We start from the raw sequence: 20,381 nt of genomic DNA, 5'->3' as shown, positions 1-20,381 counted from the left end.
GCTGGGACTCGTCACCGGCACCACTGGCTGTGGAGGGCGAGGGCCCGCACGTCGGTCAGCGAGGCCACCTGGTCGACGACGACCCGGAGCCGCTCGCCGTCGTCGGCAGCCGCGGCGTGGTCGGCGCGGAAGGCCACGTCGAGGCGCTCCTCGGGCTGGACGGCATACGCCTCGACGACGGCACGCACGACGTCCCGCTGGCCCGCCATGACCGCGAGCCGCTCGTCGGTGGTCATCACGAAGTGGTTGGCCAGGGCCTTGAGGACCGCGCACTCGGCGCGCGTGTCGTCGGGCACGACGAGGTCGGCCTCGAATCGGCACAGCTCCCCCGGGCCGTGCCGTTCGCGCGTGGCCTGCTCGACGACGAGGACGAAGTGCCCGATGAGCCGGCTCGTCATGTCCTTGAGGCGGGCGAGGTCACCCCGTGAGCCGTCATATGCCGTGGGCACCGCGCCCGAGGCGAGGACGCGTTCCAGCGCGCCCCCCAGCGCGTCGGCCCCGAGGTCGGGGGCGTAGGTGCGACCCGCGACGTCGATGACGTCGGCCATGTCGCGGGAGTGGAGCACGCGCGGGTCGATCCAGCCCGAGGCGATGGCGTCCTCGACGTCGTGGACGGAGTAGGCGACGTCGTCGGACCAGTCCATGACCTCGGCCTCGAGGCACCGGGCTCGCGGTTCGGCACTCTCGCGGATCCAGTCGAAGACGGGCTGGTCGGAGGGGTAGACGCCGAACTTCCGCGTCCCGTCCGGCCCGTCGCCGCGCCCCCACGGGTACTTCGTCGTCGCGTCGAGACTCGCCCTCGTCAGGTTGAGTCCGGCGGACGTGCCGTCGGGGTGCGCGCGCTTGGCCTCGAGTCGGGTGAGCAGGCGCAGGGTCTGCGCGTTGCCCTCGAATCCGCCGATGCCAGAAGCGATCTCGTCGAGGACGGTCTCTCCGTTGTGCCCGAACGGTGGGTGGCCGAGGTCGTGGGCCAGGCACGCGGTGTCGACGACGTCCGCGTTGCAGCCGAGGGCTGCGCCGAACTCGCGCCCGATCTGCGCGACCTCGAGCGAGTGCGTCAGGCGGTTGCGGACGAAGTCGTCGTGGCCCGGCGCGAGGACCTGGGTCTTGGCGGCGAGGCGGCGCAGGGAGGACGAGTGGACCACCCGCGCCCGGTCGCGGGCGAAGTCGTCGCGGTCGGCCCGTTTCTGCGCAGGGTCCTCCGCGACCCAGCGCTCCCGGTCCCGCACCTCGTAGCCCACATCGGAACTCTATGCGGCAAGACGCAGGCCACCGTGGCACCGCACCCTGGGCGCATACTGAGTCATGGAGCCGCTCAGGCTTCCAACCTCAGGAGCGCGCCATGGGCGACAAGTCACCGAAGTCCCACATGTCCACGAAGGCCAGATCGCTCAAGGAGAAGCGTGCCGACAAGCACGCCAAGTCCGCGGCCAAGGACCACACCGAGATCATTCCCCCGAAGGCCAAGCGCTGACCCTCATCCGACCCTGACGTCGGCTCAGCCGAGCTCGGTCTGCATGCGCCGCACCCAGGCCGGCTCGGTGCCGTAGCGCTGCATCCTGATGAGGCGCAGGTTGGCGCAGTCCTCGACGAGCTCGGCCATGCGCTTGTCGCGTGTCGCCTCCTGCTTGGCCGTCAGCACCCAGTTCGTCGCGACCTTGCGGTAGGACGGCGTGGCCCCGTCCCAAAAGGCCGACGCGCGCTCGTCGGCGCGCAGCATCGCCTCGTAGTGGTCGGGCCAGGTGCGCTCGCGGTTCTCGTAGGCGTAGACGCCCGAGCGGTCCTCACGCCGCCTGGCGAACGCGGCCAGCCCGGCAGGACGCATCCGCCCTGCCGCCGTGAGCTCGGCCACGGCGTTGATGTTGACCGTGCTCCAGTTGCTGCCCGGCTTGCGCGGCGTCCACCGCTGGCGCACGGCGTCCTCGTCGATGCGCTGGGACATGGAGTCGATCCAGCCGAAGCACAGCGCCTCGCGCACGGCCTCAGCCCACTGGAGCCCCCGGTCCTCGACGTGCTTCTTGTGGAGGCCCATCCACAGCTCGGTGGCGCTCTCATGGTTGGCCTCGAGCCAGGCCCGGAAGTCCTCGGCGTCGTCGAAGAAGATCGCCGGCCGCTCCGCGGAACCACCCTCACGCATGACCCGATCCTGCCAGTGACCGCCGACGCTGGGAGGATCGACGACGTGACCGATCGCATCGCCCTCGCCGCCCGCAACAACGCCCTCTGGTGTGACGCCGTGGCGCGCTCGCACGGGGTCTCGTGCACGACCGATGAGGTGGCCTGGACCGCGTCGACGCGCACACCCCCCTACTACCCCGACGCCGTGACCCTCTCTCCCGAGGCCGGGGAGTACGACGTGCTGGCACGGGTGGACGACTCGGACGGCTGCTCGGTCAAGGACTCGTGGGCCCGCCTGGACCTGTCGATGGAGGACTTCGCTCGCATCGTCGTGGGCGAGTGGGTGTGGCTCGACCCCTCGGTGCCGACTCCGGGGACGGGCAGCGCGTGGCAGCGGTTCACGACCCTTCGCGAGATGGCCGACTGGGTGCGCGCGTGGGCGAGCGACCCGGACGCGGAGGCCATCCTGCGCCCGTCGCTGCTTGGCGAACCGGGCGTCCACGTCCTCGGCACCCGGGCGTCCGACGACCCGGCGTCCCCGGTCGTCGCGGGCGCCATCGTCAACGTCACGGGCGAGGTCGCCGGGCTCGGCAACCTCTTCTCCCGCGACGGGGACGTGGAGAGGGCGTGGGCTGCGGGCGCAGCGGCCGCGCGCGAGGTCGCGGGCGGCATACCCCTGGTGGGGTGGGAGGCCGGTGCGAGCGTCGACGCCGCGGTCGCGGCCGGGTGCGAGCGGATCGGGCCGCTCAACGTCTGGCTGAAGTGAGCCTCAGCCGCCGCTGACCGACAGCTCCGCCTCGGCGATGGTGCGGCGGTGCTCCTCGGACAGCTCGCGCGACTCGAGCCAGCGGTCGGGCAGCGCCACGGTTCGGGATGACCCGGCGCGTCCGCGCTGGCCCTCCGCGGCCTCGCCGGGCCAGGGCTCGTCAGGGTCGAGAGAGGCGAGCAGCGCGTCCAGCGCCGCCATCGAGTCGACGAGCGCGAGCGAGTTGCGGATGGTCGACCCCGCGGGGAATCCCTTGAGGTACCAGGCGATGTGCTTGCGGATGTCTCGGCAGGCGCGCTCCTCCTCGCCGTAGAAGTCGCTGAGGTATGCCGTGTGCGTCCGAAGCGTGTCGGCGACCTCCCCGAGGGTCGGCGTCACCCGCGCCGAGGTGCCGGCGAAGGCTGCCGCGAGGTCGGTGAAGAGCCACGGGCGCCCGAGGCAGCCTCGGCCGACGACGACGCCGTCGCAGCCGGTCTCGCGGACCATGCGCAGGGCGTCTTCCGCGGACCAGATGTCCCCGTTGCCGAGGACGGGGATGCTCGTCACGGTCTCCTTGAGCATCCGGATGGCGCTCCAGTCGGCGGTGCCGGAGTAGGCCTGCGCCGCGGTCCGGCCGTGCAGCGCGACCGCGGCGACACCCTCCGCCTCGGCGGCCAGGCCGGCGTCGAGGAAGGTGAGGTGCTCGTCGTCGATGCCCTTGCGCATCTTGACGGTGACGGGGATGTCGCGCCTGGCACCCTCCTCGACGACGGCGCCGACGATGGCCTTGAAGAGGTCCTTCTTCCACGGCAGGGCCGAGCCGCCGCCCTTGCGGGTGACCTTGGGCACGGGGCAGCCGAAGTTGAGGTCGATGTGGTCGGCGCGGTCCTCGGTGACGAGCATCCGCGCGGCCGCCCGTGCCGTCGCCGGGTCGACGCTGTAGAGCTGGATGGAGCGGGGGTTCTCGTCGGGGTCGTGCTCGATGAGGCGCATCGACTCGGGAGTGCGCTCGACGAGCGCGCGCGAGGTGATCATCTCGCTGACGTAGAGGCTCGTCGAGCCGCTGGCGCCGCCGATCGCGGTGCCCTCGTTGCCGTACTCACGGCACAGCCGCCGGAAGGCGCGGTTCGTGATGCCGGCCATCGGGGCGAGGACGACCGGCGACTCGATGACGTGACGACCGATGTGCAGCGGGGGCAGCACGGCTCCGGTCTCCTGGACGGGAGGGCTCATCACGTCGGTCACGGACCCGATTGTCCCCGATCAGGCCCGAGGCGCCGAATCGACGACCCGCTGCGCGAAGCGCAGGACCGCCTGGGCGAAGGCCTCCGGCTGGTCGAGGTTGGCGAAGTGGCTCGCCCGCCTGACGATCTCGGCACGGGCGCCGGGACAGGCGCGCAGGTAGGCCCGGGCACCGACGCGGAACTGGTCGAACTGCCCGTTGAGCAGCAGCACGGGGCAGCGCACCGCGTGCAGCATCGACGGCCGGCAGTGCGTCATGACCTCGCGCCATGCGGCGGGGGTCTGGTCGAAGTAGTAGCCGCCGGCGATGACCGGGTCGATGCGCTCGGCCGGGTAGAGCCGGCGCAGGACGCGGTCGTTGATCCGGGTCATGCGCTCGGGCCCGAGCCAGTCGGTCAGTGCCGCCACCCCGCGGTACAGCGCGGCGCCGGGGCCGGTGGGGGTGGCGCTCGCGCCCGCGAGGACGAGCCCGGCGAGGGCATCCTGGTGGGCTGCGGCATACGCCATCGCGGCGTAGCCGCCCAGGGAGTGGCCGACGAGCACGACCGGGGTGCCGGCCGGGACGGCGCGAACGGCTTCGTCGATGACCTCGACGCAGCGGGCGAGGGTGAACTCCTCCTCGGCGCGCCGCCCGTGACCGGGGAGGTCGACCAGCGTCAGGTCGACCTCGTCACGCAGGAGCGGGACCTGCGGTGCCCACTGGGCGCTCGACAGGCGCGACCCGTGCACGAGGACCAGGTGAGCACGCACACGGCGAGGATGCCACGATGGCCCGGTGACCCACCTCATCACCGCCGCGGAGCTCGCCCACGAGATCGAGGACGTCGTCGTGCTCGACGTCCGCTGGGCGCTGACGACGGCGAACTCCCCCGCGGGTCGGGAGGATTACGACGCCGGCCACGTGCCGGGCGCGTTCTTCGTCGACCTGGACACCGAGCTGGCCGCTCCCCCCGGCGACGGCGGGCGGCACCCGCTGCCCGAGCCGGCCGTCCTCGAGCGTTGGCTGCGTCGCTGCGGCATCACCGAGCACAGCCGCGTCGTCGCCTACGACGGTCGGGAGTCGTATGCCGCCGCGCGGGCCTGGTGGGTGCTGCGCTGGGCCGGGGTCCCGGACGTGCGCGTGCTCGACGGCGGGTATGCCGCCTGGGTCGCCGCCAGACTGCCCGTCTCGACCGAGGATGCCGCCGACCGGCACGGCGACTTCGAGGTGCGTCCGGGGCAACTGCCGACGCTCGATGCTGCGGGCGCGGCACGGCTGGCGCGCGACGGCCTGCTCCTCGACGCCCGCGCGCCCGAGCGCTACGCCGGCGAGACCGAGCCGATCGACCCCGTCGCCGGCCACGTCCCGGGGGCGGTCAACAGCCCCACAGCAGCCTGGCTCGCCGAGGACGGCACGTTGCGGCGCGACCTCGCGGAGGTCTGGAAGCGAGTGACGGTCGGCAGGGACGCCCAGGCCGGGCCCGTCGGCGTCTACTGCGGGTCCGGCGTCACCGCGGCCCACGAGATGCTCGCGCTGGCCGTGCTCGGCGTCGACTCGGTGCTCTACCCCGGTTCGTGGAGCGAGTGGATCCGTGACCCGTCGCGCCCGGTCGCGACCGGGCCGCAGCCCGGCTGACCCGCTGCCCCTCGCAACCTGCTCCCCAAAACGGAGCAGCTTCCGAGGCCCGGCCGGATCTGTCCGGGAGCTCGCCTATCGGATCCTGCTCCCCAAAACGGAGCAGGTCATGAGCGTATGCCGCCCGCCCAGGTGGGCGGACGGCATACTCAACGGGACTGCGAGGAGGCTGTCAGCAGCCGACGAGGCGCTGGGCGAGGTAGCCCTCGACCTGGTCCAGCGCGATGCGCTCCTGCGCCATGGTGTCGCGCTCGCGGATCGTGACGGCGTGGTCCTCGAGCGTGTCGAAGTCGACCGTGATGCAGAACGGCGTGCCGATCTCGTCCTGACGACGGTAGCGCTTGCCGATGGCCCCGGCGTCGTCGAAGTCGATGTTCCAGTGGCGGCGCAGCTGCGCGGCGAGGTCACGCGCCTTCGGCGAGAGGTCGGCGTTGCGCGAGAGCGGCAGCACGGCGGCCTTGACCGGGGCGAGGCGCGGGTCGAGGCGCAGCACGACGCGCTTGTCGACACCGCCCTTGGTGTTGGGCGCCTCGTCCTCGGCGTAGGCGTCGACGAGGAACGTCATGAGCGAGCGCGACAGACCGGCCGCCGGTTCGATGACGTACGGCGTGTACTTCTCGCCGGTCGTCTGGTCGAAGAAGTGCAGGTCGGTACCGGAGTGCTTCGAGTGCGTCGACAGGTCGAAGTCCGTGCGGTTGGCGATGCCCTCGAGCTCGCCCCACTCCGACCCCGCGAACCGGAAGCGGTACTCGATGTCGACGGTGCGCGTCGAGTAGTGCGACAGCTTCTCGGGCGCGTGCTCGTAGTGGCGCAGGTTGTCGGGGTTGATGCCGAGGTCGGTGTACCAGCGGGTGCGCTCGTCGATCCAGTACTGGTGCCACTCTGCGTCGTCGCCGGGCTTGACGAAGAACTCCATCTCCATCTGCTCGAACTCGCGCGTGCGGAAGATGAAGTTGCCGGGGGTGATCTCGTTGCGGAAGCTCTTGCCCGTCTGGGCGATGCCGAACGGCGGCTTCTTGCGCGAGGCCTGCATGACGTTGTTGAAGTTGACGAAGATGCCCTGGGCCGTCTCGGGGCGCAGGTAGTGCAGGCCGGACTCGTCCTCGATGACGCCGAGGTAGGTCTTGAGCATCATCTGGAAGTCGCGGGGCTCGGTCCACCGGCCCTTGGTGCCGCAGTCGGGGCACACGATGTCGGTCATCGGGATCGAGTCGGGGTCGGCGATGCCCTTCTTCTCCGCGAGCGCCTCCTGCAGGTGGTCCTGGCGGCGGCGCTTGTGGCAGTTGAGGCACTCGACGAGCGGGTCGGTGAACGTGCCGACGTGGCCCGAGGCGACCCACGTCTCGCGCGGGAGGATGATCGAGGAGTCGAGTCCGACGACGTCGTCGCGGCTCGTGACCATGGCCTTCCACCACTGCCGGCGGATGTTCTCCTTGAGCTCGACACCGAGCGGGCCGTAGTCCCAGGCCGAACGCGTGCCTCCGTAGATCTCGCCGCTCGGGAAGACGAAGCCCCTGCGCTTGCAGAGGCTGACGACGGTGTCCACGGTGGATGTCTGCTTGGCCATGCCGCACAGGTTATCGGGCCGGCGCCAGTGGTTTGCCACGCGTCCGGGGTATGCCGTCGCGTCCCCTAGGCTCGTCACGTGGCCCTGAGCTTCCGTTCCCGTCTCGAGCATGCGTCGGCCCCGTGGGTCGAGCGTCTCAACGCCGTCCCGCGCCCCGTCGCCCTCGGCGCGCTCATCGTCCTGCTCGCCGTCGGCGTCTTCGCCCCGCGGCCGTGGGGCGGCATCGCCTTCCTCGTCGTGTCGGCCTTCGTCGGCTGGCTGCTCTTCCTCACGTGGCAACGGCTCACCCTGCCCGAGCGCCTCATGCGCATCGCCGTGCTCGTGCTCGCGGTCGCCGTCGCCGTCGTTCGGATCGTCCCCGCGGGCTGACCCCTCGTCTCCGGACGAGAACGGTTTTGACAATCATTCTCACTTTGGGTGAGGATGAGCGCATGCCCCCCGTTCCGCCGCCCCTGCGCAGGCTCCTTCCTGCCCTGGCCGCGGCGACGACGCTCGTCCTTGCGGCTGCTGCCTGCGGGTCCGGCGCGAACGGCGGCACCTCGGCGGCAGAGGACGTGGTCGTCACCTCGTTCTACCCGATCCAGTTCGCGACGCAGCAGATCACCGGCGGTGCTGTCCCGGTCTCGGTCCTCACCAAGCCAGGCGCCGAGCCGCACGACCTCGAGCTCTCGCCGCAGGACATCGGCGGCATGACCAAGGCGCGACTCGTCGTCTACGCCGACGGGTTCCAGCCGGCCGTCGACGAGGCCGTAGGGCTCGTCGACCCGGCCAAGGTCCTCGACGTCGCCGACGCGGCCAAGCTGACTCTCACCCTCGCCGAGGAGTCCGGGCACGCAGGCGAGACCGACCCGCAGCACGACGACCATGGTCACTCGGGCAGCGACCCCCACTTCTGGCTCGACCCCTCGCGGTATGCCGCCGTGGCCGAGGCCATCAGTGCGCGCCTGGTGAAGGACGATCCCCAGCACGCAGCGACCTACACGAAGAACACCGCAGTCTTCGTCGAGAAGCTGTCCGAGCTCGACGACGAGATGCGGCGCGGGCTCGAACAGTGCCGGACCAAGCAGCTCGTCACCAGCCACGCGGCGTTCGGCTACCTGGCCGCCCGCTACGGCTTCCAGCAGCACGGCATCACCGGCGTCTCTCCCGAGGCCGAGCCGAGCGCATCCGCCCTAAAGGCCGTCGCCGACCTCGTGTCGTCCAGCGGCGTGACGACGATCTACCAGGAGACTCTCGTGGAGCCACACTTTGCCCAGACCGTGGCCGGGTCGACGGGAGCGAAGGTCGCGACGCTCGACCCCATCGAGGGCATCACGTCCGCATCGGTCGGCCGGGACTACTTCGAGGTCATGCGCAGCAACCTGGTGGCGCTGCGCGACGGACAGGGCTGCTCATGAGAGCCGCGCGGCTGGTGCCCATCGAGCCGGACGACGCCGATGCCGTCGTGACCCTGCGCGGCGCGGCCTTCGGCTACGGCGACCGTGCCGTCCTGACCGACGTCGACCTCACGATCCACAGCGGCGAGATCGTGGCGATCGTCGGGCCGAACGGCTCGGGCAAGTCCACCCTGATGAAGGGCGTGCTCGGCCTCAACGAGCGGGTGGCGGGCACCGTCACCCTCTTCGGGGTGGACAGCAACGAGTTCCACGACCGCGCCCGCCTCGGCTACGTGCCCCAACGGCATACGCTCTCGGCCTCCGTCAGGGCCACGGCCGAGGAGATCGTGTCGACCGGGCGGCTGTCGCGCATCGGCTGGCTCGGTCGGTTGCACGCCACCGACCGGCAGATCGTCGCCCGCTCGCTCGAGGTCGTCGGCCTCGCCGACCGGGCCGCCACCGAGGTCAGCACCCTCTCGGGCGGCCAGCAGCGCCGCGTGCTCATCGCCCGAGCCCTCGCAGGGCAACCGGACGTGCTCATCATGGACGAGCCCACCGCGGGCGTCGACGCCGCCAACCAGCACGTCCTGGCCGACGTCCTCGCACGGCTCGTCGAGCGCGACGTCACGATGGTGATCGTCACGCACGAGCTCGGTGCCCTCGAACGTCTGCTGACGCGCATCGTCGTCATCGACGGCGGACGCATCCGTTTCGACGGGACACCACAGGAGTACGCCCACGCGCGCGATCGCGTCCACCACGACCACGACAGCCACCACCACGACCTCGAGCTCGACGGCCACCGCCCGTCCCTGGGCCCGGGCCCCCTCGACGTCACCCACCCGGACGGAGGCCGACCGTGATCGACCTGCTCACCGTCGACTTCATGCAGCGGGCCCTGATAGCCGCACTGCTCGTCGGCACCGTCGCCCCGATGGTCGGGATCTTCCTCGTCCAACGACGGCTCTCCCTCATCGGTGACGGGATGGGACACGTGGCCCTGGCCGGTGTCGCCATCGGCCTCGTCACGGGCGCGGCGCCCGTGCTCACTGCCCTCGTCGCTGCCGTCGTCGCCGCCGTCGTCATCGAGCTGCTCCGCACCCGGGGGCGCACGAACGGTGACGTGGCTCTCGCGGTCATCTTCTACGGCGGCATCGCGGCCGGCGTCGTCATCATCAGCAAGTCGCCCGACGGCACGCCCGCCAACCTGATGAAGTACCTCTTCGGCTCCATCCTCACGACGCAGCGCAGCGACCTCTACGTCTTCGCCGGGCTCGCCGTGCTCATCGCCGCGACGACCTGGGCCCTGCGCCCGCGTCTCTTCGCCGTCGCGAACGACGAGGAGTACGCCCGCGCGGTCGGCATCCCGGTGCTGCCGCTCAACATCGTGCTCGCCGTCCTCACCGCCACCACCGTCGTGGTCGCGATGCGTGTGGTCGGCCTGCTGCTCATCAGTGCACTCATGATCGTGCCCAACGCCGCCAGCCAGCTCTTCGCGCGGTCGTTCAGCAGTGGGCTGCGGTGGGCCATCGCCTTCGGTCTCGTCTCCTCCGTCGGCGGGGTCGCCCTCTCCTATCCCCTCGACACCCCCTCGGGCGGCACCATCGTGCTGCTCGCCGTGGGGCTCTTCGTCGTGACGGCCGTCGTCACGAGCGTCGTCGCCCGGACGGGCAGCCGGCGCCACGAGGTCGCCGAGACCCACGCGCACGAGCACGGGGTGGAGTGCGGCCACCCGGCCGTCACCCACGGGGACCATGTCGACTACGTCCACGACGGGCATCTGCACGCCGCCCACGAGGGGCACTACGACGAGCACGGCGTGCACCACGACCACCCGGCACCCGGGGACGCGAGAGCTGAACCCGCAGGCACGAGGCCCGGCCCGACGACAGGATCGAAACCATGACGACCGGCAGCGAATCCCCTGCGGCCTCGAGGAAGCCCACGCGGCAACAGGTCGCCGTCGCCGACCTGCTCGAGAGGTCCGACGACTTCACCTCGGCACAGACCGTGCACGCCCGGCTCCGGGAGGCCGGGGCAGGCGTCGGCCTGGCCACCGTCTACCGCACACTGCAGTCGATGGTCGAGGCCGGCACGGTCGACGTGCTGCGCACCGATGACGGGGAGGCCGTGTACCGGGCCTGCTCGACGCACCACCACCACCACCTCGTGTGCCGGGCGTGCGGGCGCACCGTCGAGGTGGAGGGCCCGGCCGTCGAGAAGTGGGCCGACAAGGTCGCGACCGACCACGGCTTCACCGGAGTGACGCACACGCTGGAGATCTTCGGCACGTGCGCCGACTGCAGCGCCGTGGGCACGTGAGCACTCGACCTGGCTCTCCCGTCGAGTGCCCAGTGCCACGCGTCGTCTACGTGGTGGGGGTGTCGACGGCTCCGCCGTACCGGCGATCGCGCGCGACGTACTCCTCGATGGCCGCCCACAGGTCGCGGCGGTCGTAGTCCGGCCAGAGCTGGTTCTGGAAGACCATCTCCGCGTAGGCAGACTGCCAGAGGAGGAAGTTGCTCGTGCGCTGCTCACCCGAGCTGCGCACGAAGAGGTCGACGTCGGGCATCGTCGGCTCGTCGAGGTAGCGCTTGATCGTCTTCTCGTCGACCGACCCCGGACGGAGGCGACCAGCCTTGACGTCGTGGGCGATTCGCTGCACGGCGTCGGCGATCTCGGCGCGGCCTCCGTAGTTGACGCAGAAGTAGAGGGTCAGACCGGTGTTGTGCTGCGTCAGCTCCTGCGCGATCTCCAGCTCCTTGATGACCGACCGCCACAGTCGTGGCGCCCGGCCGACCCAGCGCATCCGGACGCCCCACTCGTGGAGCTGGTCGCGGCGTCGGCGGATGACGTCGCGGTTGAAGCCCATGAGGAAGCGGACCTCCTCGGGCGACCGTCGCCAGTTCTCCGTCGAGAAGGCGTAGGCCGACAGGTGCGTCACGCCGACGTCGATCGCGCCGGCCACGACGTCGAGCAACGACGCCTCCCCCGCCTCGTGCCCCTTGGTCCGCGGCAGGCCCCGCGCGTTGGCCCAGCGACCATTGCCGTCCATGACGATCGCGACGTGCTTCGGCAGGAGGTCGGCCCGGATGGTCGGCGGCGTTGCACCGGACGGATGAGGGAAAGGCTTGGCGTACATGGGTCTCCGGTCGATCGGGATCGGGTTCGCTTGCGGCTCAGGCTGTCTGGTGCGACTCAGGCACGCTCCACGAGGCGCAGCGAGCGCAGTCCTCGTTCGATGTGCCACTGGAGGAACGCGGAGACCATGCCGTTGCCCTGGCGTCGGTGCCGGTCGTCGCTCGCATCGGCGACACCCCAGTCACCGGTCAGCAGTGACGCGAGCAGCTCGAAGGTCTCGGGGGCGGGGGCGCTCGAGCCGGGCGGACGGCATACGGAACACACCGCGCCGCCGGCCTGCACGTTGAACGCCCGGTGCGGACCCGGCGCGCCGCACTTCGCGCAGTCGACGAAGCTCGGCGCCCACCCGGCGACGGCGAGCGAGCGCAGGAGGTACGCGTCGAGCACGAGTCCGGGGTCGTGGGCCCGCTCGGCCAGCGAACGCAGCGCGCCGGCCAGCAGGAGGTACTGCTGGGTCTGCGGCTCGTGCTCCTCGGTGAGCTGGAGTGCGGTCTCGAGCATCGAGGTCGCGCACGTGTAGGCCGTGTAGTCGCGGGCGATGGCGTCACCGTAGGGCGCGAGCGTCTCCACCTGGGTCACGGTGTCGAGGTTGCGGCCCTCGTAGCACTGCACGTCGATGACCATGCCGGGCTCGAGCCGCGAACCGAAGCGCGACTTCGTGCGCCGTACCCCCTTGGCCACCGCACGCACCCGTCCGCGGGTGCGGGTCAGCATCGTGATGATGCGGTCGGCCTCGCCCAGCTTGTGGGTGCGCAGGACGATCGCCTCGTCACGGTAGAGGGGCATGGGCCTATTCTCCCCCTCGGCGGAGCGGCGGCAGCACCGCACGCGCCGGTGCGCGCGCCGGTCCGTCGAGAGTCGACCGCGTCAGTCGAACACCCGTTCGACTCCATGGGTTATCGTGGGGCCATGGACCTCTCTCTCCAGGGTTCGCTCCTCGACCTCACCGACGCGATGACCCTGCGCGACGTCGGCACGGGGCTGACCCGCCACCACCTGGGTCATGGCGCGTGGGTCGATGTCCGACCGGGCTGGCTCGCTGCCGGTGACGAGCTCTTCACGGCCCTGCTGCGCGACGTGCCCTGGCACGCCGAGCGGCGCCAGATGTACGACTCCGTCGTCGACGTCCCCCGGCTGACGAAGTTCTACGGCGCCGACGAGCCCCTCCCCCATCCGATGCTCGTCGAGGCGCGCGAGGCGCTGAGCCGCCACTACGCGCCCGAGCTCGGCGAGCCGTTCGTCACCGCGGGCCTGTGTCTCTACCGCGACGGCCGTGACAGCGTGGCCTGGCACGGCGACCGCATCGGACGCTCTCGCGACAGCGACACGATGATCGCGATCCTCTCGCTGGGGTCCGCCCGCACGCTGGCCCTGCGACCACGGGACGGCGGCGCCATCCCCGGCTCGACGACAAAGAGCTTGCGCTACCCCCTCGGGCATGGTGACCTCGTCGTGATGGGCGGTTCGTGCCAGCGGACGTGGGACCATGCGGTCCCGAAGACGTCCGAGCCGATGGGACCGCGCATCTCCGTGCAGTTCCGTGTAGCCGGCGTCCGCTGACAGGAGACCTTTCCATGCCGACCAGCCGCTCAGGTGGCCCCCTACCCTTCCTCGACCACCTCGCGGCCGACTCGGCGCGCTTCCGGGAGGTCCTGGCGACCGCACCCGTCGGCGCGAGCGTGCCCACGTGTCCCGACTGGGACGCCGACGACCTGCTCTGGCACCTCGGCGAGGTGCAGTGGTTCTGGGGCGAGATCGCCGAGCGCGGACTCACCGACCCGGCCGACCTCGACGCGATGAACGCGACGCGCGAGGAGCGGCCGAGCGACCGAGCGGGACTGCTCGCCTTCTTCGACCGCTCGAGCGAGCGACTGCACCGGGTGCTGAGCGACCTGCCGCCCGAGACGCCGCTGTGGATGTGGTACGACGACGACCAGAGCGCTGGCTACATCCGCCGTCGCCAGGCGCACGAGGCGATGATCCACCGGGTCGACGCCGAGCTCACCGCCGATGATCGCACGCCCCTCGACTGTCGCCTGGCCGCCGACGGCATCGACGAGGCGCTACGCGTCATGCGGGGTCACGAGCCCGACCCGGACCTCACGCACGTCCCCGTCTCGGCCCCGGTGACGATCGCCACCGTCGATGCCATGCACTCGTGGACGGTGACCCCCGTGCGGATCACCGGCACCTGGAACGGCCGGGAGATCGACGTGCAGCGCTTCCTCGTCAGCGACGGACCCGACCCCGCCGCGACCGCCGAGATCAGCGGGTCCGCTGCCGACATCGACTGCTGGCTGTGGAACCGCCCGACCGAGGGCGAGATCGTCCGTGACGGCGACGCAGCGGCCTTGGCGTCCGTCGACGCCGTGCTCTCCGACGCCATCGACTGACACCTGCGACACAGCGACCCACCGACGCCCTGGCGCTGACACGTGCGACGGCGCTGGGTGCATCCCCCTGACGATGCACCCAGCGCCGTTCGCGTCCCTCGTCGCCGTCAGCCCTTCGGGACCTCGATGACGTGTCCGTCGGGGGCGATCAGGTGGCCCTGCTGACGCTTGCGGTACTCCGTCTCGTTGCGCACCTCGCGGAACCGCTCGTCGGTGAGCGGGTATTTCCAGAAGATCGCCATGGCGATGAGCGCGACGATGGCGGGCAGCAGGCCGATGGTGAAGCGGATCGCACCGATCGCGGAGTCCGGCTGGACCGGGTTGGGCACCGCAGCCGTGGCGGAGAGGTATCCACCGAAGGCCAGGGCCGCAGCACCCACCGCGCCGCCGATCGACTGGGTGATCTTGCGGGTGAAGGAGAAGACGGCGTAGGTCGCACCCTCGGAGCGCGTGCCGGACTTCCACTCGCCGTACTCGACCGTGTCTGCCTCGAGGCCGAACATCACGGTGTTGATGAGGGCGGCACCGATTCCCTTGATGCCCAAGAAGATCAGTGCGGGAGCGGCGGCACCGGCCGGCGTGAAGAAGAGCGAGAGGCCACCCACCACGGTGAAGACACCGCACCACTGGAAGAGCGCCTTCTTGCCGAAGCGGTCGACGAGCTTGGGGATGAAGGGCGCGGCGACGATGGAGATGCCGCTGTTGACCAGGGTGATCGGGCCGAGCCACTTGATGTCACCCATGACGTACTGGGCGTAGTAGGCCGAGGCGCCGCCCACGGCGAAGAGACCGATGAGGTAGAAGAAGCTCGAGGCGCACAGGTAGCCGAGCGGCTTGTTGCCCCGGAGGGTGTCCCACGTCTCCCGGAGCGAGACGCGCGGCGTCGTCCGGACGACCTTCTCGCGGCAGAAGTACCACGTGATGAGGTAGGCCAGCGAGCCGATGACGATGAACAGCAGCGTGGTCTGCGTGAAGATCGCCTGGACCTTCTCCTGGTACTCCGCGGCGCTGATGGCCTTCTTCTCGCCCTTCAGGCTCGAGATCTTCGGGGCGATGATGTAGGTGAGCACGATGCCGCCGACCGCGCCGCCGAAGAAGCGCGACGACACGAGCTTGGCCCGTTCCTTGACCGACTGCGTCATCGCCGAGGCGAGTGAGCCGTACGGGATGTTGACGAGCGAGTACACGAGACCGAGGACGGCGTACGTCACGTAGGCGTAGAGCAGCTTCGCGCTGTCGTCGAGCGAGCTGGGGACGTGGAAGGTCAGGTAGCTCAGGAAGAGGAGGGGCACGGCCCCGAAGAGGATGAACGGGCGGAACTTGCCCATGCGCGTCATCGTGCGGTCGACGAGACGACCGGCGAACATGTCGGCGAAGGCGTCCCAGAGCCGGACGACGAAGAACATCGTCGCGACGGCTGCGGCCGAGAGCCCGGCGACGTCGGTGTAGTAGTAGAGCAGGAAGGACGTGCTCAGGGTGAACGCCAGATTGTTGGCGAAGTCACCGAAGCCGTAGCCGACGATCGATCGTTTGGGGAGGCGCTCGTCGACGAACGACTGAGCGACCTGCTCCTTGGTGATGGTGCTCATGGGGCCGAACTCCTTTGTGGGCCAGTACATCTCAGTTGAGGCGATGCTCTAGTGAAGGCCCCGGAGGTCCGGGCCGACAACGAGTTGCCGCTTGTTGCCGGTCGGTTGCCGCCGGTTGTCCTCCACTGGGCGGCCCGGTCCAGCCAGGAGGTCCGCTGCTGCCGCCAGGTCGCGCAGCCGTTGCGCCGCCGAGACGCGGGCGAGGTCGTATGCAGCCGCGCTGGCCGGCGACGCCACGATCGTGTCGTCGTGGTCGGGCCGGTGCTCGAGCAGGTGCGGGGCGAGGCTCGACAGCGCGCTCTCCAGAGACCCACTGGCGCCGATCGCCCTCAGTCCGAGGGCAGCTGCACCGAGGGCGGAACCCTCCGCCCCGGCAGTCACGGTCAGCGGCCTGCCGAGCACGCCGGCGAGGACCTCTCGCCACAGCGCGCTGCGGAAGGCGCCGCCGGTGGCGCGGATCGACGTGACGGGCTCGACGCTCTCGAGACCGTCGAGGATGGTCGCGAGCTGGAAGGCGACGCCCTCGACGGCGGCTCGGACGAAGTGCCCCCGGGTGTGGTGCTGGCGGATCCCGAGGAACGCCCCTCGGACGTCGGCGTCCCAGAGCGGGCCGCGCTCGGCGAGCAGGAACGGCAGCATGACGAGGCCTTCACTCCCCGGCCCGACCTCGGCCGCGAGTGCGAGGACGTGGGCGTCGTCGACGGGTGGACCCGCATACTCCATCGGGGTGTCCGGACGGTCAGCGGCGAAGACCGACCCGGCCCACCGGACGACGGCGCCCCCGTTGCTGATCGGCGTGCCGACGACCCAGGTGTCATCGGCGAGCGCGTAGCAGAAGAGGCGTCCGGACGGGTCACTCCGCGGACCGTCGACGACGAGGCGCAGGGCACCGCTCGTGCCGAGGGACAACCCGGCGACACCGGGACGGATCGCCCCGGTCCCGAGTTTGCCCAGCGGTCCGTCGCCGGCACCGAGCACGACCGGTGTGCCGGGCGGCAGGCCGACGCGGCGCGCCGCCGCCTCCGAGAGCGGAAGGTGTGCCGTCGTCGGCAGGACGTCGGGCAGCTGCGTGCGGCGGATCCCCGCGATCTCGACGGCCTCCGGGTCCCACGTCCGGTCGAGGATCGAGAGCAGGCCGCTCCCGCTCGCGGACGACAGCTCCGTGACGAGCCGACCCGTGAGGGCGAGCAGGACGAAGTCCTTGAGACCCACCCATGCCCGGGCCGAGCGCGTGAGCTCGGGCTCGTGCTGGGCGAACCACCGCAGCTTCGTCAGCGGCGACATGGAGTGGACCGGGGTGCCGCTCCGGCGATGGAGCTCGGCAGCGACGGGCAGGGCGCGGAGCTCGCGCGCGATGTCTCGGGCGCGGGCGTCGGCCCAGGTCACGAGGGGCGTGAGCGGCCGCAGCTGGTCGTCCAGACCGATGAGTCCATGCATCGCCGTGCTCACCGACAATGCCAGCACCGGCGCTCCGTCGAGTGCGGTCACGACCTCGGCGACCGACCTCAGGGTGGCTTCGATGACCGCCGCCGGATCCTGGACGCGCCAGCCGGATCTGGGCCGGATGAGGGGGTACTCGTGCTCAGCGCTCCACCGCCGGCCACGGCTCTGCGTCTCCGGCGCCGTCGAGCCGGCCGGGCGCGACTCGAGGACCTCGAAGGCGACGACCTTGGCCGCGGTCGTCCCGATGTCGAGCCCGATGACGACCGGCGCCGCGGTCATGTGCAGGCCCGGGCAAGGAGGTCTGCCAGCTGATCATCCACGGTCGACGCCACGGTCTCGGACTGGATGCCGAGGTGGGCGAGCACGGCCCGCACCGCCGCGCCCGGTTCGCCCTGGGCGAGCGGGACGACGTCGTCGGCAGCCGCGTCGGTGACGGGGGCGCCGTGACCGCGGAGATGGGCCACCCAGGCGGCGACGATGCGCGTCGCACCCGCTGCCACGCGGCCTTCGTCGAGCTCGGCCCGGATGACGGGCACCGCACGGATCGGCACCTTCTGCGACCCGTCGGCGGCGATCTGGGCCAGCAGGTGGCGGATGTGCGGGTTGCGGTAGCGGTCGAGGAGGGCCTGGCGATAGTCGGACACGTCGACCGCGGGCAGGTCGAGGTGGGGCGCAGCGGCGTCCCACCACTCCTCGACCCACGAGCGGACGAGGGGGTCGGCGATGGCGTCGGCCACGGTCTCGTGCCCGCGGAGCGACCCGGCATACGCCAGGAGGGAGTGGGACCCGTTGAGCAGCCACAGCTTCCGGGTCTCGAACGGCCGCACGTCCTCGACGAACGTCGCGCCGGCCGACTCCCAGGCGGGGCGACCTGCCGGGAACGCCCCGGCCAGCACCCACTCCGAGAACGGCTCGGTGGGCACCGTCTCGGGGTCATCGACCCCAGTCTGTCTCGCGACCTCGGCGCGGTCCTCGGCGGTCGACCGCGGCGTGATGCGGTCGACCATCGTCGTCACGAAGGAGACGTTCGCGTCGATCCACGTGGTGAGCGTGTCGTCGACGAGCGCGGCGAGGTCCCCGACGACGCGGGCGACCATGGCACCGTTCTCCGGCACGTTGTCGTTCGGCACGATGGCGAGGGGCCCGGCCCCTGCTGCACGTCGAGCCAGCAGGCCTGCCACGAGCTTGCCCGGGGTTGTCGTGACGACGCCGGTCAGCGGATCCGCTTGCAGCGCAGCGATGTCGGCGCTGACCTCATCAGCACCGACGTCCAGGCCGCCGGAGGCGTCGCGGCGGTAGCCGGCCTCGGTGACGGTGCTCGTGACGACTGCCACGGCCGCGTCGGCGAAGTACCCGCGCAGGGCGTCGAGCGCGTCCGAGGGGTGCACGGCGCTGAGGCTGGAGACGACCTCGGGGCGCGCCCCGCCTGGCCCACGGACGAGGAGCGTGTAGAGACCATCCTGTCGCGCCAGGCTCTCGGCGATGTCAGGCGAGCGACCGGTGAAGGCCGCGATCCCCCACTCGTCCGCGTCATTCGCGTGCTCGGTGTACCAGGCGGCGTGGGCCCGGAAGAAGTTGCCGACACCGAGATGGATGACGCGCACCGGCGCAGCGGCCCTGCCGTCCGTCGTTCGCGTCAGGCGACGGAGTTCGCCGCGCGGGCTCGGGACGTCGGTGGCGGCATACGCCCGTGTGGTCGTCTTTTCGGTGGTCACAGCTTGAACGCCTTCCGGGGGATCGTCGTGACGAGGTCCACGGCCGTCTCCAGCGCCTCGTCCTCGTCGAGCCGGTGCTCGGCGACGAGCTGGGCCAGGTAGCCGCTGTCGAGGCGCCGCGACATGTCGTGGCGCGCCGGGATGGAGAGGAAGGCGCGGGTGTCGTCGATGAAGCCCGATGTCCGGTAGAAGCCCGCGGTCTCCGTGACCGCACCGCGGAAGCGGCGCACCGCCTCGGGAGCGTCGAGGAACCACCACGGCGCGCCTGCGTAGACGCTCGGGTAGAAGCCGGCGAGGGGCGCGATCTCCCGAGAGAACACGGTCTCGTCGAGGGTGAAGAGGATGAGGTGGAACCCCTCGGCCGTGCCGAAGCGGTCGAGCAGGGGCTGGAGTCCGCGGGTGAACTCGACGGTGGTCGGGATGTCGTGCCCGGTGTCCGGGCCGAAGCGCTCGAGGGTCGGCGTGTGGTGGTTGCGGTGGACGCCCGGGTGCAACGTCATGACGAGTCCGTCCTCGGTGGCCATGCGCGCCATCTCGACGAGCATGTGACGTCGGAAGGCGGTGGCCTCGCTCGGGCTCACGACGCCGCGCAGGGCCGCGTCGTAGATCCGCGCAGCCTCCTGCTCGTCGAGGCTGAGCGTGACGACGTCGACGTGGCTGTGGTCGCTCGACACCGCTCCGTTGGCCTTGAAGAACCGGCGTCGGTCCTCCAGCGCGGCGAGGTAGCCCGCGTAGCTGCCCGTGTCGACCGAGCTGGCACGCGCCAGGTCGGTCATGAGGTCCGCGAAGCCGGCGCGGGACGGCTCGAGGTAGCGGTCCGGGCGGAACGTCGGGACGACGCGTGGGGTGAAGCTCGTGTCGTCCCGCAGGGTGCGGTGGTCGCGGAGGTCGTCCACGGGGTCGTCCGTCGTCGCGAGGACCTCGATGCCGAACCGGTCCATGAGTGCCCGCGGGCGGAACCCCGGATCCGCGATGGCCTCGGCGATGCGGTCGAAGATCCCGTCGGCGCTCTCCGGCGCCAGCCGCTCGGTGACGCCGAAGACGTCCGCGAGCACGCTGTCCATCCAGAACCGGCTGGGCGTGCCGCGGAAGGACTTCCAGTTCTCGGCGAGGAGGCGCCACGCGCGACGGGACTGGTCCGCAGTCAGCGGCCGACCACCCACCCCGAGGTCGCTGAGCGGGACGCCCTGCGCGTGCAGCAGCCGGAAGACGTAGTGGTCCGGCGCGAGGAGCAGGCTCGTCGGGTCGGTGAAGGCGGTGTCCTGCGCGAGCCAGGCCGGGGGGACGTGGCCGTGCGGCGAGATGATCGGCAGGTCGGCCACGGCGGCATACAGACGACGGGCGATCTCCCGGGTCCCGGGGTCCACCGGCAGGAGGCGATCGGGGTCGAGGGCGAGTGGCCTGGAGGGTGCGACGGTCGTCATGCATGCCATCGTG

At 71.1% G+C, this 20,381-nt stretch carries 21 protein-coding genes; 10 read left to right on the top strand and 11 right to left on the bottom strand.

Annotation, left to right across the window (positions count from 1 at the left end; genetic code table 11):
* Window positions 1–11: 11 nt before the first annotated feature.
* Entirely contained in the window at window positions 12–1,241 is a 1,230-nt protein-coding gene (locus AC1DIW_RS04990) for a deoxyguanosinetriphosphate triphosphohydrolase (protein WP_478106673.1), read from the bottom strand.
* Between the two features lie 101 nt (window positions 1,242–1,342).
* Here AC1DIW_RS04990 and AC1DIW_RS04985 point away from each other — a divergent pair, with 101 nt between their 5' ends.
* Window positions 1,343–1,474, top strand: a complete 132-nt coding sequence (locus AC1DIW_RS04985) for a hypothetical protein (protein ID WP_020142547.1) — start codon at window positions 1,343–1,345, stop codon at window positions 1,472–1,474.
* 24 nt (window positions 1,475–1,498) lie between these two features.
* On the opposite strand, the gene AC1DIW_RS04980 is transcribed toward AC1DIW_RS04985, so the two are convergent.
* Window positions 1,499–2,137: a YdeI/OmpD-associated family protein gene (locus AC1DIW_RS04980; protein ID WP_478106672.1), complete on the bottom strand. Its 639-nt coding sequence runs from the start codon at window positions 2,135–2,137 to the stop codon at window positions 1,499–1,501.
* 45 nt (window positions 2,138–2,182) lie between these two features.
* On the opposite strand from AC1DIW_RS04980, the gene AC1DIW_RS04975 reads away from it, so the two are divergent.
* Entirely contained in the window at window positions 2,183–2,884 is a 702-nt protein-coding gene (locus AC1DIW_RS04975) for a hypothetical protein (protein WP_478106671.1), read from the top strand.
* Window positions 2,885–2,887: 3 nt separating this feature from the next.
* On the opposite strand, the gene dusB is transcribed toward AC1DIW_RS04975, so the two are convergent.
* A complete protein-coding gene (dusB, locus tag AC1DIW_RS04970) occupies window positions 2,888–4,096 on the bottom strand; it encodes a tRNA dihydrouridine synthase DusB (protein ID WP_442280987.1) in 1,209 nt (402 codons plus the stop codon).
* 30 nt (window positions 4,097–4,126) lie between these two features.
* Entirely contained in the window at window positions 4,127–4,855 is a 729-nt protein-coding gene (locus AC1DIW_RS04965; RefSeq protein ID WP_442280936.1) for an alpha/beta fold hydrolase, read from the bottom strand.
* A gap of 25 nt (window positions 4,856–4,880) precedes the next feature.
* On the opposite strand from AC1DIW_RS04965, the gene AC1DIW_RS04960 reads away from it, so the two are divergent.
* Window positions 4,881–5,720: a sulfurtransferase gene (locus AC1DIW_RS04960; protein ID WP_478106670.1), complete on the top strand. Its 840-nt coding sequence runs from the start codon at window positions 4,881–4,883 to the stop codon at window positions 5,718–5,720.
* A gap of 172 nt (window positions 5,721–5,892) precedes the next feature.
* Here AC1DIW_RS04960 and AC1DIW_RS04955 read toward each other — a convergent pair whose 3' ends face one another.
* Window positions 5,893–7,287, bottom strand: a complete 1,395-nt coding sequence (locus tag AC1DIW_RS04955; RefSeq protein ID WP_478106669.1) for a glycine--tRNA ligase — start codon at window positions 7,285–7,287, stop codon at window positions 5,893–5,895.
* 78 nt (window positions 7,288–7,365) lie between these two features.
* On the opposite strand from AC1DIW_RS04955, the gene AC1DIW_RS04950 reads away from it, so the two are divergent.
* The 5 genes from AC1DIW_RS04950 (at window position 7,366) to AC1DIW_RS04930 (ending at window position 10,985) form a co-directional block, all read left to right on the top strand.
* Window positions 7,366–7,656, top strand: coding sequence for a DUF6703 family protein (locus AC1DIW_RS04950; RefSeq protein WP_442280933.1), 291 nt, complete (start codon window positions 7,366–7,368; stop codon window positions 7,654–7,656).
* 62 nt (window positions 7,657–7,718) lie between these two features.
* Entirely contained in the window at window positions 7,719–8,684 is a 966-nt protein-coding gene (locus tag AC1DIW_RS04945) for a metal ABC transporter substrate-binding protein (protein ID WP_478106668.1), read from the top strand.
* Window positions 8,681–9,526: a metal ABC transporter ATP-binding protein gene (locus tag AC1DIW_RS04940; RefSeq protein ID WP_442280931.1), complete on the top strand. Its 846-nt coding sequence runs from the start codon at window positions 8,681–8,683 to the stop codon at window positions 9,524–9,526. Before AC1DIW_RS04945 ends, AC1DIW_RS04940 begins: the two co-directional genes overlap by 4 nt.
* Window positions 9,523–10,569: a metal ABC transporter permease gene (locus tag AC1DIW_RS04935; protein WP_478106667.1), complete on the top strand. Its 1,047-nt coding sequence runs from the start codon at window positions 9,523–9,525 to the stop codon at window positions 10,567–10,569. Before AC1DIW_RS04940 ends, AC1DIW_RS04935 begins: the two co-directional genes overlap by 4 nt.
* Window positions 10,566–10,985, top strand: coding sequence for a Fur family transcriptional regulator (locus tag AC1DIW_RS04930; RefSeq protein WP_442280929.1), 420 nt, complete (start codon window positions 10,566–10,568; stop codon window positions 10,983–10,985). The genes AC1DIW_RS04935 and AC1DIW_RS04930 overlap by 4 nt, the downstream gene beginning before the upstream one ends.
* Before the next feature lie 46 nt (window positions 10,986–11,031).
* Here the strand turns inward: AC1DIW_RS04930 and AC1DIW_RS04925 are convergent, their stop codons facing one another.
* Both AC1DIW_RS04925 and recO read right to left on the bottom strand, forming a co-directional pair.
* Complete coding sequence (locus AC1DIW_RS04925) at window positions 11,032–11,805, bottom strand: isoprenyl transferase (RefSeq protein WP_442280928.1); 774 nt, start codon at window positions 11,803–11,805, stop codon at window positions 11,032–11,034.
* 56 nt (window positions 11,806–11,861) lie between these two features.
* Window positions 11,862–12,590: a DNA repair protein RecO gene (gene recO / locus AC1DIW_RS04920; protein WP_478106666.1), complete on the bottom strand. Its 729-nt coding sequence runs from the start codon at window positions 12,588–12,590 to the stop codon at window positions 11,862–11,864.
* A 123-nt stretch (window positions 12,591–12,713) separates the two neighbouring features.
* Between recO and AC1DIW_RS04915 the strand changes: the two genes are divergently transcribed.
* A complete protein-coding gene (locus AC1DIW_RS04915) occupies window positions 12,714–13,364 on the top strand; it encodes an alpha-ketoglutarate-dependent dioxygenase AlkB (RefSeq protein WP_478106665.1) in 651 nt (216 codons plus the stop codon).
* Window positions 13,365–13,378: 14 nt separating this feature from the next.
* Complete coding sequence (locus tag AC1DIW_RS04910; protein WP_478106664.1) at window positions 13,379–14,197, top strand: maleylpyruvate isomerase family mycothiol-dependent enzyme; 819 nt, start codon at window positions 13,379–13,381, stop codon at window positions 14,195–14,197.
* 107 nt (window positions 14,198–14,304) lie between these two features.
* On the opposite strand, the gene AC1DIW_RS04905 is transcribed toward AC1DIW_RS04910, so the two are convergent.
* From AC1DIW_RS04905 to uxaC, 4 genes are read right to left on the bottom strand one after another with little or no spacing between them, the layout of a single operon-like run.
* Window positions 14,305–15,786 carry a glycoside-pentoside-hexuronide (GPH):cation symporter gene (locus AC1DIW_RS04905; RefSeq protein WP_478106663.1) on the bottom strand — a complete coding sequence of 494 codons (1,482 nt, stop codon included), beginning with the start codon at window positions 15,784–15,786 and terminating at the stop codon, window positions 14,305–14,307.
* Between the two features lie 48 nt (window positions 15,787–15,834).
* Window positions 15,835–17,508, bottom strand: a complete 1,674-nt coding sequence (locus AC1DIW_RS04900) for a gluconokinase (RefSeq protein WP_478106662.1) — start codon at window positions 17,506–17,508, stop codon at window positions 15,835–15,837.
* Window positions 17,505–18,944 (bottom strand): mannitol dehydrogenase family protein, encoded by a 1,440-nt coding sequence (locus AC1DIW_RS04895; protein ID WP_478106661.1) that lies wholly within the window; start codon window positions 18,942–18,944, stop codon window positions 17,505–17,507. Before AC1DIW_RS04895 ends, AC1DIW_RS04900 begins: the two co-directional genes overlap by 4 nt.
* On the bottom strand, window positions 18,941–20,368 hold the full coding sequence (gene uxaC, locus AC1DIW_RS04890) for a glucuronate isomerase (RefSeq protein WP_478106660.1): 1,428 nt from the start codon (window positions 20,366–20,368) through the stop codon (window positions 18,941–18,943). Before uxaC ends, AC1DIW_RS04895 begins: the two co-directional genes overlap by 4 nt.
* Window positions 20,369–20,381 lie beyond the last annotated feature (13 nt).

The organism is Terrabacter sp. 01T434 (assembly GCF_056398545.1).
Note: the sequence above shows the minus strand (reverse complement) of the source record. Positions and strands in the feature narration are given on the sequence as shown.

Coding starts and splice junctions, on each gene's coding strand:
- AC1DIW_RS04985 (WP_020142547.1), top strand. CDS start 1,343: ATGGGCGACAAGTCACCGAAGTCCCACATGTCCACGAAGGCCAGATCG.
- AC1DIW_RS04980 (WP_478106672.1), bottom strand. CDS start 2,137: ATGCGTGAGGGTGGTTCCGCGGAGCGGCCGGCGATCTTCTTCGACGAC.
- dusB (WP_442280987.1), bottom strand. CDS start 4,096: ATGAGCCCTCCCGTCCAGGAGACCGGAGCCGTGCTGCCCCCGCTGCAC.
- AC1DIW_RS04955 (WP_478106669.1), bottom strand. CDS start 7,287: ATGGCCAAGCAGACATCCACCGTGGACACCGTCGTCAGCCTCTGCAAG.
- AC1DIW_RS04945 (WP_478106668.1), top strand. CDS start 7,719: ATGCCCCCCGTTCCGCCGCCCCTGCGCAGGCTCCTTCCTGCCCTGGCC.
- AC1DIW_RS04940 (WP_442280931.1), top strand. CDS start 8,681: ATGAGAGCCGCGCGGCTGGTGCCCATCGAGCCGGACGACGCCGATGCC.
- AC1DIW_RS04930 (WP_442280929.1), top strand. CDS start 10,566: ATGACGACCGGCAGCGAATCCCCTGCGGCCTCGAGGAAGCCCACGCGG.
- AC1DIW_RS04925 (WP_442280928.1), bottom strand. CDS start 11,805: ATGTACGCCAAGCCTTTCCCTCATCCGTCCGGTGCAACGCCGCCGACC.
- recO (WP_478106666.1), bottom strand. CDS start 12,590: ATGCCCCTCTACCGTGACGAGGCGATCGTCCTGCGCACCCACAAGCTG.
- AC1DIW_RS04915 (WP_478106665.1), top strand. CDS start 12,714: ATGGACCTCTCTCTCCAGGGTTCGCTCCTCGACCTCACCGACGCGATG.
- AC1DIW_RS04910 (WP_478106664.1), top strand. CDS start 13,379: ATGCCGACCAGCCGCTCAGGTGGCCCCCTACCCTTCCTCGACCACCTC.
- AC1DIW_RS04905 (WP_478106663.1), bottom strand. CDS start 15,786: ATGAGCACCATCACCAAGGAGCAGGTCGCTCAGTCGTTCGTCGACGAG.
- AC1DIW_RS04900 (WP_478106662.1), bottom strand. CDS start 17,508: ATGACCGCGGCGCCGGTCGTCATCGGGCTCGACATCGGGACGACCGCG.
- uxaC (WP_478106660.1), bottom strand. CDS start 20,368: ATGACGACCGTCGCACCCTCCAGGCCACTCGCCCTCGACCCCGATCGC.